Source organism: Nocardia vinacea NBRC 16497 (assembly GCF_000308835.1).
GTDB classification, from domain to species: Bacteria; Actinomycetota; Actinomycetes; order Mycobacteriales; family Mycobacteriaceae; genus Nocardia; species Nocardia vinacea.
Genome location: NZ_BAGN01000053.1, coordinates 1 through 12,754, shown reverse-complemented (window position 1 = coordinate 12,754; position 12,754 = coordinate 1). Strand labels below are relative to the sequence as shown.

Below are 12,754 nucleotides of genomic sequence, written 5' to 3'. Positions count from 1 at the left end.
CTTGCCGACGTCGCAGCCCGCGGCTTGGAGGTAACCGATCTCGCGGACCGCACCGCCGCGCGCAAGACCGACGCGGCGGCCTTCACCACCGCCTACGGCCGCTACTGCTGGCCGGTCGACGGCTTGGCCGGTCTGCGCATCGCACCGTTCCAGATCCTGGCCGGTGCGGGCATCAATTACGCAGTGCGCGACCACGATTGGCATCTGTCGGCGGTCGATCGGCTGGTCGCCGCCGATGCCGACCTGTTCACCCCGACCGGGCGAACGATCGTCGATCTGACCGATCCGGACAGTGAAGCCGCCGCCACCAGCTGGTGGACCGAGCTGACCACGGCGGGCGGCGAGGGCATGGTGGTGAAGCCGTACGGCGCGATGGTCCGTAACGAAGGCGACCACCTGGTCCAGCCGGGCGTGAAATGCCGCGGCCCCGAATACCTCCGGATCATTTACGGCCCGGAGTACCTGCGCGACAACAACCTACACAGGTTGCGCACCCGCGGTCTGGGCCGCAAGCGCTCGATGGCGCTGCGCGAGTATGCGCTGGGCCTGGAAGCGCTGGACCGCTTCGTCGCAGGCGAACCGCTGTGGCGCGTGCACGAAGCGGTGTTCGCGGTCCTCGCCCTCGAATCGGAGCCCGTCGACCCACGCCTGTGAAGGATCACCCCCGCGGCCGGTACCTGGTCATGGCTCGACCACCCGGCCGTGGGCAGATCCCTCGATCAGCTCCACATAGGCCCGGACAACATCGGCCACCGGAGTGCCCGTAGAACCGTCACGCCCGAGCGCGGTGAGAGTCTCCGATATCCAGCCCGGACTCACCGAATTCAAGCGGATTCCGCGCGGCAGCTCGAGCGCCGCCGCGGGCACGAAGCCACCGAGACCCGCATTGACCGCGGCCGCGAAGGACAGGCCCGGCTCGGAGAAGGTCGAGATGCCATTGGTGAGCGTGATGGATCCGGCGTCATTGAGGTGCCGGATAGCGTGGCGGACCAGGTGAATTTGGCCTAGGAATTTGCCTTCCAGACCGAGGAAGTACTCGCTGTCGGTCGGGTCGGCGAGTTCTGCGAGTTGACCGCTGGCGGCTACGGCGACGACCGCGTCGATATTGTCCACCGCATCGAACAACCCGGCGATCGACCCGGGATCGGCCAGATCGACCTGGACCGGTCCGCGCCGCGAAGCGCGAACAACCTGATGATCCGGGTTCGCCTCGAGTGCGTCGACGAGGGCCGAGCCGATGGTTCCGGTAGCACCGATCACAACAATCTTCACGGGTCAGCCCAACCTCGTCGGGCCGCACCCTATTCCGCCCACCGATACGTGCCATTGCATCTATCACGTAACGCTGGTTACAGTAAGTTAGCAGGCTGCTTGCAACTGTTAGCAGCAGCCTGTGTGGCGTTATCTGACAGCGCCGGATCGCGGAAATGCCGCCGAACAGCCGCTACGACTACGTCCCCGGCGCCCCACCGCATTTCGCACTCGGCTACCACCGCGCCATCGTCGGCACCCGCCTCACCCGCCAGGCCCTCGGTCACTTCGGCATCGGCGGTTCCGGCGGTATCGCCAATCCCGGACTCGGTCTCGGCATCGGCTTCGTCACCAACCACCTCGGCAACCACGCGATGTCCCTCGGCGACGCCCGCCTCCCCTTCCTCGCCGCCCTCACCGAACGCGCCGCCCGCGCGGCCATCGGCGATCAGTCCGTCGACACGCTGGACGACACTCGCGCCGCCAGCTGATACGGCTGTCGGAGCAGGGCCTCAGGCCTCGGGTGGCTTCAGGCCCAGGGAACGGATGAGGTGGCGGATTTCGTTGCGGTAGAGCTTTGCCGGATCGGTGGTCTGCGAGCGCAGGTGGCCGAGTATTTCCAAGGAGACCAGGCCGTGCAGGTGACCCCAGATGCGCAGGGCGATCGCGACCGCGGCGGGCGGTAGGCCGGGAAACTCCGCCTTGACCTCCTCGACGAGTTTCGGCTCGAAGTCCGACCACTCGAAACCGTTGTCTGCGTACAGGTTTTCGGCATGCGGCCAGGCGCCTGCGGCCAAACCGGTCAGACCGGCGCACACTCGATGCTCCGCGTCCGGGGCCGCGCCGCCCTCGGGAGGCTCGTAGTTGGGCACCGGATCGCCGTAGATGAGGCGGAACCCGGCCGGATTCGCCAACGCCCAATCACGAAATGCGCAGGCCCACGCGAGGATTCGACCGGAGGCATCGGTTGTGGGACGGGCATCGCGGGCAGCCTCGACCGCATCGGCGAGTTCGGAGTACACATCGTTGATCAGCGCGGTGATCAGGTCGTCGCGGGTCGGGAAGTAGCTGTAGACGGCGTTCGCGGTCATGCCCATTTCGCGCGCGATCGCCCGCAGCGTAATGGCGCCCGGTCCACCCTCGGCCATCAACCGGAGCGCGACCTGCTTGATCTCCGCTGTCGTCTCGAAGCGTCGTAACTCCCGCCGGCTCGGCGTCGCAGTGCCCACGGCGGCAACTCTACAGCCGTGTGAGAAAACTTGACATTGCTCAAATATTTCACAGCGTATAGTTTCTACACGCCGTATCAATCAGTTCGAGGAGAACCATGTTCATCGGAATCGTCGGCGCGACCGGCAATATCGGCCAGCGGGTACTCACCGAGGCCGTCACCCGCGGCCACCACGTCACGGCGTTCACCAGGGACGCCGGCCAGATCACCACCAGCCAGCCGAACGTCACCTGGCGTAGCCTCGATATCTTCGACAGCGCAGCCATTGCCGCGGCCCTCCCCGGCATGGACGTCCTGATCAGCTGCTACCAACCGGGAAATGCGGCAGCGGATTTCAATGACACCGTCGCGCGCTCCATCGCCGATCCGACGGTCTACGCGAGTGCCGCTCGCTCTATGCTCGATGCACTGCACACGCACCCGCGCACGCGGCTGATCGTCGTCGGCGGCGCGGGGAGTCTGGAGTACGAGCCCGGCCGAGTCACCGCCGATGACGACCAACGCCTCGCCGACACCCTCGAAGGACTCGGCCTCCCCCGCGAGTACGCCGCCGCGGTACGCGGCCACCGCGACGCCCTCGATATCCTGCGCACCTCGAATCGGCTCTGGACCTACCTCAGCCCAGCCGAACTGATCGCCCCTGGCGAACGCACCGGGCGCTACCGCGTCGGCGGCGACCAGCCGGTCCGCGATACCGACGGCCACAGCCGCATCTCCATCGAGGATGCCGCGGTCGCGCTACTCGACGAGGCCGAACTGCCGCGATTCATCCAGCGCCGCTTCACAATCGGATACTGACCGGATACTCCCGCACCGGATATCCGGTGCGGGAGTTCAGCTTTCGCGTTTCAGCTTGCGCCGGCCGCCCGCGCGATCGACTGGGCCTTGCGGAAACGCCGCACACCTGCCACCATCGGTGACCATGACTAGCGGAAAGGCCGACGTCGCCACCATCGGGTGAGCGCCGTGGCAAATTCACCAGCGGCTCGTCGCCGCACTTCCTTTCTCGGTCGCAAAATCCCTGTTCCGGAACGCGTTGCGTCGGCATGTCTGCTGCGCGACGAGTGGTTGGAACACGGATTGCGCGCCGAACCCTCCGATCGACCCACCGCGCAAGCGGCCGTCACCGAGCTGTATGGGCTCATCGGCGAACCGGAACCGGAGTTCGTGTGGGTCGACTCGCCGGTCGCGGCAGTCGAGGTAGCCGCGGCGAGCGGGCTCGATCCCGGGGCGTGGCAGCCTCGGCAAAGCGAGAAACTACCGCCGACGGGTCGGATTGCGACCCTGTTGTCGGCATCCCGGCATCGCATGGACGGGCGGCTGCGCAACGGGCGGCAGCGACCGTGGCTGAATCCGGCACAGCGGGAAGCCATCTGGACTTTGCCACCGGACGAAGCGGCGCAGGCAGGTGTGCCGGTCGAGCTGATTCTCACACTCGCCGTACAGGATTCGTTGCGCACCTCATTGTCCGACGGGGTGGCGGCCGCGATTCGCACACTGATACCCGACAATGCGCGCGAGGTGCTCGGCCTCGCCTGGTACGGCCAGCAGGATGCCTATCGGGTCGGTTACTACGATGCGATCCGACAGGCCGAGTTGACCGTCTTTCGTGGTGATGACCTGGTATTGCTCGATATTCAGATGGCGTTGACCCGGTCCACCGGCTGGTGGTGGTCATTGGGGCCGGTGTGTGTCATGGCCGAGCGACCGACCGCCATTCACACCGAGCCGACACCGAATGCCGACCACAACGAACGCAGACTGCATCATCGGGACCTGCCTGCGATCAGCTTCGCCGATGGCAACCACGTCTACGTCCAGCACGGCGCCGTCGTCCCGGACTGGGTGGTGCTCGATCCGACCCCCGAACGCATTCGCGACGAACGCAATATCGAGGTGCGCCGCTGCGCGATCGAACGGATCGGCTGGGATGTGTACGTAGCCCGTGCCCAGCTGGAACTCGTTGCGGAACAAGATGATCCGGGCAATCCAGGATCCAAACTGCGGCTCTACGATGCCCCCTCAGAATGGGGCAGACGGCTGCGCGTGCTGCTCGCGGTGAACGGCTCACTCGAACGAGACGGACACCGCCGCCGCTACGGACTCAATGTGCCGGAGTGGATCGATGACCCGGTGGCCGCCGCCGGTTGGACCTACGGACTCAGTGGCGACCAGTACGCCCAACTCGTCCGCCGAACCTAACTCTTCCCCAAGGTGATTCCTATGACCATGACCCTCGCCGACCTCACTGCCCGCACCGGATTCGAGGTGCTCGACCATCTCGAACTCGAAATGACCATCCCGATCACCGACGGCATCCAAGCCCAAGGCGATCTGATCGTGATTCCACACGCGCTCGTCCGAAATGCCATCACCGAAGGGCCTTTCGCCCGATGGCGCGACATTCCGACCACCGGCCTGGAATTGCTGCGCAGCGGTGCCGGCGGCAATCCGCACAGCCTGGTCGCCGACCCGGGCATCTGCACCTGGACCACCGGCATCCGCGACACCACCGACCTCGCCCTCGGCCTGCTCGACACCCGCGTGGTCGCCTACCTCATCCATCCCGAACACGGTGCCAGCGCAATCGCCCCGGGGCGCTATGTGATTCGCCGCCAACGCGAACGCGGCACCCAACGCCTCGGCCGCTCGCTGAACCACCTCATCGCCGACTGAGCGACAGCCGCACCCCTGTCTCAGGTGTACACAAACCACAAGGGGTGCGGCCTCCGCCATATCTGGCACGCCGACCGGCCGGGCAACGCTCAGGCCAGTCGCGCGGCCAGACGTGAGGCGTTCATATACGCGATGGCTTCGATGCTGACCATCGGGTTCACCCCCGACGAGGTCGGGAAGCAGGAGGCGTCGGCGACAACGACATTCGGCACATCCCAGACCACGCCATCCGGATCGGTGGCCGAATCCGCGCGCGAGCCGCCCATGCGCGCCGAGCCCATAATGTGCAGTGCACCCATCGCGCAGCGGCCGGGATCGTAACCGGCACGCAGGCATTCGGCGACGAAGGTGTCGTGTGAGCCTGCGGCACCGGGTTCGTAGACCGGACCAGACTGATGCCCGGAGAAAATGCGCAGCGCCCCCGCAGCTTCCAAAATCCTTGCCGCACCCGTGATTCCGGCATGCATATGCGCTTGGTCGTATCCGGACAGGCGGTAGCGGACCACCGCATCGCCCGCACGGTCGACCGATACGGTGCCGTGGTCGCGGTCCCGGGTGATCACACCTACGGCGACAGTATGCGCGAGGTTGTGCATGATCGCCCGGTGCTGCGCCGCGCCGGTCCAATTCAGAAACCCGACCGTCATACCGGGCGTCAACGGCCCGGTCTCGTAGATCACGCCGTACCCGTGGCCGTCCAGGTCACGATGCTCGGAGGAGTATCGCGTCTGCATGCCGCCCTCCCACGGCCGGATCTGCTCGTCGAAGGTGCCGAAGACCGCGGTGGCCGGATGCAGTCGGAGGTAGCGGCCGATATTCCGGCCGGATATTCCGGAGCGGCGCAGGAGCGCCGGTGTCTGGATCGCACCCGCCGCGACGACCACCGCGCGGGCTCGGATGGTGACCGCGTCGCCTTGCGACGTAACGGCCTCGACCCCGCTCGCGCTGCCTTCCCGCAGCGTGATCGCGCGCACCTCGGTATCGATCAGCAGCCTGGCACCGTGCTCGGCGGCATCGGCGAGCCAGGTCTTGGCCACCGACTGTTTCGCACCGATACGGCATCCGAAACCGCAACGGCCGCATTCGATTCCGGCATCACAATCGCGCACATTGCGCGGCATCGCATCGACATGCCAATCCAGTGCGCGCAGACCGCGTTCCAGGACGGTGTCGCGTCCGGAGGCACCGGAGTGTTCACCGTTGACACCGAGCCTGGCCACCACCGCGTCCAACGCCTCGGTGTACTCGTCGGCCGCGAACTGCTTGACGCCCAGGCTCGCCCATTCCTCGCGGACATCGTCCGGCGTGCGGAACGAAGTGGTCCAGTTGACCACCGTGCCGCCGCCGAGACACGATCCGGCGACCAGGCCGAGCTGCCCCTCCTGCGTGGTCGCCGGGCCAGGGGCGTACAGGTTCAGCAGTCCGGCGAGTTCGCCGGAGCCGAAGTCCGCGTCGTCGTAGTACCCGCCGCGTTCGACAACCACGACATCCAGCCCGGCCACCGCGAGCACCGCCGCCGCGGTGCCGCCGCCCGCACCGGATCCGACCACCACCACATCACAATCGAGCGTCGTATCACCGGTCGGCCGGACCGGAGCAAGCGCGGGCTTCGGCGCATCGGCAAAGGCGCCGAGCGGGCCCGGAAATCCCATCTCCTGCCAGGCCGGATTGGCCCCGGTCGAACCGGGCGTCGCGTAGTACGCCGTCAACGCCGCGCCCTTGAGGGCCTGGAAGACCGCGCGCTTGCGGCCCAGCCGGGAGTCGCCGAGCCGCACCATGGCCTGCTCGCGTTCATCCTGGGTCAGATCGGCGAACCTGCGCGGACCGGCCCCGATCAGCAACCCGAACCCGCGGGAATTCCACACCCGCAGCAGGGTTTCGAAAGCGCGACGCTCCGCCGCACTCGGGTTGCGTGCGAGCAACTGCTCGACTGCGTCGACGGCTCCCAGCCGTGACGCGGATGGCAACCCCGCACCGTCCCCTGGCGCGAACGTGTCACAGATGTGGCCGAGCGTCGTGCGCTCGGCAAGGGTCAACGCCATCGTTCTCCTACCCCGAAAACAGAACGGTCATTAACTTAACCCATTCGCGTCGAATCCGCCGATGATCAGGAAACGGCGAAAAGGATCCGGAAGGTCGCACCCGCACCGGGCGTACGCAACAGTTGGATCCGGGCACCGTGCGCGCCGAGGATCGCATCGGCAATGGCGAGTCCGAGTCCCGAACCGCCGGTGCGGGACCGCGATTCCGCGGCCCGGTAGAAGCGATCGAAGATCCGCGGGGCGTTCTCCGGCGCGATGCCGGGTCCGTCGTCGTGCACATCGAGTACGGCGAATTCGGATACGTCGGGCAGTACCGCACCCGCTTCGGCGGCGACCGGATCGGTCAACGCGGCCGCGGCTCTGATCCCGACGGTGACGGTGATCGACGCCTCGGACGGCGTATGCACCAGCGCGTTATTGACCAGATTGGTCACGACCTGCCGCAATCGATGCTCGTCACCGACCACCCGAACCGGATCATCCGAACTCTCCAGACCGATGTCACGATCAGGGGCTCGGGTAGCGGCGTCGCGCACCACGTCCATCGCGAGCACCACCAGGTCGACATCCGCCAGATCCAGCGCCCGTTCCTGATCGGATTTGGCCAACAGCAACAGGTCGTCGACGAGCACACCCATCCGGATCGCCTCGCCCTCGATCCGGCTCATCATCTCGCGCACGCCAACCTCGTCGGACGCACCACCGCGCCGATACAGCTCGGCGTAGCCGCGCACGGAGGTCAGCGGGGTGCGCAGTTCATGGGAGGCGTCGGCGATGAACGCCCGCATCCGCTGCTCGGAATCGGCGAGCTGGCGCAGTGCCGTGGACAGCCGGGTGACCATCACATTGAACGCCGAGCCGAGCCGACCGACCTCGGTATGCGGATCGGTCTGTGCGACACGGCGATCCAGATCCCCGGCGGCGATCGCCTCGGCCGTGTGCTCGATTCGGGTCAGCGGTCGCAGGCCGATCCGCACCAGGACCGCCGCGATCACGCAGATGGCGAGCAATAGCGTCGCACCCGCCACCAACTCGATCGTACGAAGGTTGCCAGTGGTCGCCTCGGTGGTCGCCAGCGACATCGCGATCGCGACGGTACCGCCATCGGGCTGCCATTCGGTCGCCGGCTGCACGACAGTGCGCACCCGCCAACTGATATCGCTCTTCTGGTCGCCGACCGTGAACGCGGTACTCGCGCGGGCGCGCACCGATGCCGCGTCCATCGCGGGCAACGCGGGCACGGTGCTCAACTGGGCCGGTGCGCCGAGCTTGCCGATCTGATGCCCGTCGACATCGAAGAACATGAGCCGGAAATCCGAAGGCAACTGCTCGTACTCCGGCGGGCCGGAGGGCGGGGGCGGCGGCGGCCGCTTGGTCGAAGTCATATCGCTGGCAACGTGATTCAGCTGGTCGTCCACCCGCTCGAGCAGCGCGCGATCCAACATGGTCACGCTGAGCAGCCCGAAGGCGGCCATTCCGATACCGGCAACCGCGACAAGGGCCAGCAGCAGCCGGGTGCGTAAGGTCAACCGGCGAGCCCGATTCCACACCCGGCGCCCGTTCATGACTCCGCCTCACCGGCGCTCGGCTCCGCCATGACCGAGCGATGCCCGGCTGCGTTGATTGCTCGCTCGCTCACGAACGCCCGCCGCCGAGCCGCAGGGTGTAGCCGACACCGCGAATCGTGTGGATCAGCGGCGGATTCCGGGCATCGACCTTGCGCCGGAGCTGGCTGATGAAGGTCTCCACGACCCGCCCGTCGCGCCCGGTCTCCGCACTCCACACCCGATCGATGATCTGTTGCTTGCTGACCACCTTCTCGGCGTTGACCACCAGATACTGCAGCAGGCTGAATTCGGTGGCCGACAGCCAGATCTCGGTGCCCGCCCGGTATGCCGCATGCGCGTCGACATCCAGTTTCAGGTCCGCGTACTCGAGCACCCGATCGTCGGCGGACTCCGGTCCGAGGGTGCGCCGCAGAATCGCGCGCAGCCGCAGCAGGACCTCCTCAATGCTGAACGGCTTGGTCACATAGTCGTCGCCGCCGGCAGCCAGCCCGGCGATCCGATCCTCGACCGCGTCCCGGGACGTCAGGAACAACACCGGCACCTGACTATCGGACTCCCGCAGCCGCCGCGCCACCGCATAGCCGTCGAGATCCGGCAGCATCACGTCGAGCACCACGATGTCCGGCGGATGCGCCGCCGCCACGGCCAGCGCCGCGTACCCACTCGCGGCGGTATGCACGTCGAATCCGCTCATCCGCAGCGCGGCGGAGAGCAGGTCCAGAATGTTGGGCTCATCGTCGACCACGAGAACGGTCGCGGCCGGTGACGTGTCACGGTCGGGCACGTCTACACACTATGCCGCCCCGTCCACCGGGCATCGCCCAAGTCGCTTTCGCCGGTCAGCGGCCGCGATGCGCACGTTTCGGTCGACGCGCGGCCGCATTCGTGACATAACTTTGCCGATCGGCAGGCACGAACGTGATGATGTCGGCTCGCGATGTGATCGTCAGCTTCTGGAAGATCGAGGCCATCTGTGCGTCTATGGTTTTGAACGAACTGCCGCGACTGGCCGCGATCGCCGTATTGGTCCAGCCCGCCGCCGCGAGCGTGGCCACCTCCTGTTCAGCGGTCGACAATTCCTGCCAGGGTGACGGGCGGTCGCGCCGGATGGGATGGTCCACCTCCAACTTGGCCATCGACAACGTGCCCAACGCCAGCCGCGCTACCTCACCGTGCTCCGGCCGCAGCATGGCCCCCTCGCGCTGAGTGGCTTCGAACAGCTTGTGTCCGAGCACCTCCCGTGCGATGCCGATAGCGTTGTCGGTTTCGGTTTCGAATGGCCCCAGGTTCGCGATGTTCACGCCCAAGCGCTGCCGCCAGGTAGCGACTCCACCGCCCAGCAGGGCGATTTCGGCGGCCCGCACAATCACCAGCTCCGAGGCAGCGCCGTCCATCGGACGCGCATCGGCCGACATGCGGGCAAGCGTCCACATCCGGAGGTGTACCGCCCAGAGCGCACCCCATTGGTCACGCATCGCGACCTGATCCGCCAACGCGGAGCGCCCAACCGCGAGCGCTTCCTCGGGATCGCCATATTTGGTCAGGGCGATCGCCCACGCCAATTCGGCCCAGGATTTCGCCCAGCGCGCCCCCGCCGCGGTGGCGTTGTCGAGATGGCGCCGGGCAATCTCGATGGCCTGCGCCGCGGTGCCACAAAAACCGGCGGCCAGTGCCTCGAACAGCTCGCTCATGGCCGCACCACCGAGATCGCCACGAGCGGTGAACTTCTCCCGAGCGCACCCCAGCACCGCTACCGCACGCGCGTCACTCTGCACCAGCATCAGTTCGCTACCGCGCGTGAACTCGACGGGCGCGGGCAGACCGAGATCACGCTCGGGGGCATGACGCCAGTTCGCCCGTGCCGTTGGATCTGTCACGCATGCGGCGACGCACTCCTCGAGCATCCGCTCTGCGTCGTCGTGCATCCCCTGGCACATACTGATCCAGCCGATCAGGGCCATCGCCGATATCTGGAGTTCGACGGGTTGTGGGTCGAGTTCGCGCGTCGCCGCCAGAGTTCGCTCGGCCCAACGCCGAGACTCGCGCAGCGACCCCTTGATGAAGGGAACACGCAACGTGATCAAGCCGACGGCGATTTCCAGTCCGATCACCGATTCCCCCGGGGTGGTGAGACTGCCATCGATCGCGCAGAGCAAGTTGTCCCAGGCCGCCCGCGCCCAATCGAGCAGATCCTGCTCGGCCGGGCTGAACCATTCGACGCAGGCCCGCATGACCTTGTCGCGGTAGTAGCGTCGATGCCGGGCGGTCAGTCGCTCCCATTCAGCGCCGGCCGAGCGCTCGCGCAATCGCTGCTGAGCGAATACCCGGAAGCTCTCCAACAGTGAGTAACGGACGGTATCGGAAGTCAGGTGGACCGAGACCAGAGACTGTTCCGCCAAACGCTCCAAGAGACCTTCGATCGCGTCCGTCGCGATGCTGACTCGCGGGTCGCCGTCGGCGATGTCGAGATCGGCGCAGACACCCTCGATCGCGTCCAGCTCCGCACCGACATCGTGAACGGACGTATCGGATTCATCGTCCGGATCCACGTCGTAGCCCGCGGCGAAGACGGACAGCCGATCGAAGAGCAGGCGTTCCTGGTCCGTGCACAGGTCGTAGGACCATGCGATGACATCCCGGATGCCCTGATGCCGTTCCTCGGTGCCGACGCGCGGACCGCGCGACCACCGCAGCCGCCGATCGCTGTCCTCGCCGCTGAGATCGCGCAGAATCATCGGCAACGGTTGGTGTCGCAGGCGGGCGGCGGCCAGCCGGATGTAGAGCGGGTGGTTGTCCACATGCCGGCAGATCGAATCGGCCAGCGCGAGTTGATCATCGGCGATGGCACGTCCGGTGAGCTCCGCTCGCTTGCGGAACAGTCCGAGCGCCTGTTCCCGAGACAAGGGACCGATCGGCACCAATTGCTCATCGACCCAGCTGACCGCCTCGCGACTGGTGGCCAGCACCGTCAACCCCGGCACCGCGTCGAGTAGTTCGGCGATCAATCGCCCGGCCCCGTCCAAAACGTGCTCGCAATTGTCCATCACCAGGATCGTCTGCAGTCGATGGCCGACGGCGTCGGAACGAGTGAGGGTGTCGACCAGAGCGGCCCATACCGAGCGATCAGAGAAGTCCGCATCGACGATCGCCTGCGCGACCTCGTCCTCGACCGCCGATTTATCGGCCCCGCTGGCCAGCCGGGCCAGCCGAACCCAATGGACGGGAACCCGACGAGCCTTGTGATAGCGGTGTACCGCCTCGGTGGCAAGGCGAGTCTTGCCGATACCACCCGAACCGATCAAGGTGATCAGGCGCGTCGAATCCAGCAGCAGCTTCGCGATCTTGTCCAGCTCCCGTTCGCGTCCGACGAAATCACTGACGGCCGTCGGCAGTGATCCGAGGCTCGATGAATATCGCCCGGTCATGGTGAGCACAGTAGTCAGCCGGTCGTCGCCGAGCAGCCAGAGTCCAACCGTCGCCGCGCGATATCTGAAACATTCGTGGTTGCACCCGATGCCCGTGACCTACCTATGTCGCGAAGCTGAGTCCAGCGAATTCACCATCGGAAGGATTTCACGTGCGCGGAATTCAGATACTCGGCGCGGGCGAGTGCGGCCTACCGCTGGCACTGCGGCTGTGGCACAGCGGCATCCCGGTCACCCTGGTGACCGATCGCGACGCGGCCGCGGTGCTGTCCGGCTCGGTGACCAGCACACAGGTGAAATTCCAGCCGACGTTGGACCTCGAAACTCGAGCGGGGCTAGGTATTTGGCGCTCGATCGCGCCCCGGATCCAAGGCATCCGGTTCAGCTTGGTCATCGACCGCAACCTGGTGTCCGGGTGGGCCGGACGCTTCAGCGAACCAGCGCAGAGTGTCGACCAGCGGACGGTGTTCGCGCGCTGGCTGGCCGACTTCGCGGCTGCGGGCGGCAATCTGGAGATCGCCGAACTGTCTGTGCCGCAGCTGGATCGGCGGGCCGCCGAAT

General features: G+C 66.5%; 10 protein-coding genes and 2 pseudogenes. 6 read left to right on the top strand and 6 right to left on the bottom strand.

What is annotated here, in order from left to right:
• A pseudogene (locus ON44_RS06365) lies at positions 1-654 on the top strand (polynucleotide kinase-phosphatase); the annotation flags it as partial.
• Positions 655-681: 27 nt separating this feature from the next.
• Here ON44_RS06365 and ON44_RS06360 read toward each other — a convergent pair.
• Positions 682-1,272, bottom strand: coding sequence for a short chain dehydrogenase (locus ON44_RS06360; RefSeq protein ID WP_040686977.1), 591 nt, complete (start codon positions 1,270-1,272; stop codon positions 682-684).
• A gap of 155 nt (positions 1,273-1,427) precedes the next feature.
• Here ON44_RS06360 and ON44_RS06355 point away from each other — a divergent pair, with 155 nt between their 5' ends.
• A complete protein-coding gene (locus tag ON44_RS06355; RefSeq protein ID WP_040686974.1) occupies positions 1,428-1,742 on the top strand; it encodes a hypothetical protein in 315 nt (104 codons plus the stop codon).
• A 21-nt stretch (positions 1,743-1,763) separates the two neighbouring features.
• On the opposite strand, the gene ON44_RS06350 is transcribed toward ON44_RS06355, so the two are convergent.
• The gene (locus tag ON44_RS06350; protein WP_040686972.1) at positions 1,764-2,480 is read right to left on the bottom strand and encodes a TetR/AcrR family transcriptional regulator; all 717 of its coding nucleotides are present in this window, start codon (positions 2,478-2,480) and stop codon (positions 1,764-1,766) included.
• Positions 2,481-2,578: 98 nt separating this feature from the next.
• On the opposite strand from ON44_RS06350, the gene ON44_RS06345 reads away from it, so the two are divergent.
• The 3 genes from ON44_RS06345 to ON44_RS06335 all read left to right on the top strand — a co-directional run bounded on the left by ON44_RS06345 (position 2,579) and on the right by ON44_RS06335 (position 5,158).
• Positions 2,579-3,280, top strand: a complete 702-nt coding sequence (locus ON44_RS06345) for an NAD(P)-dependent oxidoreductase (RefSeq protein ID WP_040686970.1) — start codon at positions 2,579-2,581, stop codon at positions 3,278-3,280.
• A gap of 168 nt (positions 3,281-3,448) precedes the next feature.
• Positions 3,449-4,684 carry a DUF6745 domain-containing protein gene (locus ON44_RS52345; RefSeq protein WP_245567028.1) on the top strand — a complete coding sequence of 412 codons (1,236 nt, stop codon included), beginning with the start codon at positions 3,449-3,451 and terminating at the stop codon, positions 4,682-4,684.
• A gap of 15 nt (positions 4,685-4,699) precedes the next feature.
• Positions 4,700-5,158, top strand: a complete 459-nt coding sequence (locus ON44_RS06335) for a DUF8820 family protein (protein ID WP_085998487.1) — start codon at positions 4,700-4,702, stop codon at positions 5,156-5,158.
• 89 nt (positions 5,159-5,247) lie between these two features.
• Here the strand turns inward: ON44_RS06335 and ON44_RS06330 are convergent, their stop codons facing one another.
• The 4 genes from ON44_RS06330 to ON44_RS06315 form a co-directional block, all read right to left on the bottom strand.
• A complete protein-coding gene (locus tag ON44_RS06330) occupies positions 5,248-7,200 on the bottom strand; it encodes a GMC family oxidoreductase N-terminal domain-containing protein (RefSeq protein WP_040686966.1) in 1,953 nt (650 codons plus the stop codon).
• A 65-nt stretch (positions 7,201-7,265) separates the two neighbouring features.
• Positions 7,266-8,765 (bottom strand): sensor histidine kinase, encoded by a 1,500-nt coding sequence (locus ON44_RS06325; protein ID WP_051181626.1) that lies wholly within the window; start codon positions 8,763-8,765, stop codon positions 7,266-7,268.
• Between the two features lie 70 nt (positions 8,766-8,835).
• Positions 8,836-9,552 (bottom strand): response regulator transcription factor, encoded by a 717-nt coding sequence (locus ON44_RS06320; protein WP_040686965.1) that lies wholly within the window; start codon positions 9,550-9,552, stop codon positions 8,836-8,838.
• Positions 9,553-9,607: 55 nt separating this feature from the next.
• Entirely contained in the window at positions 9,608-12,193 is a 2,586-nt protein-coding gene (locus ON44_RS06315) for an AAA family ATPase (RefSeq protein WP_040686963.1), read from the bottom strand.
• A gap of 152 nt (positions 12,194-12,345) precedes the next feature.
• On the opposite strand from ON44_RS06315, the pseudogene ON44_RS06310 reads away from it, so the two are divergent.
• Positions 12,346-12,754: pseudogene (locus ON44_RS06310) on the top strand (hypothetical protein); the annotation flags it as partial.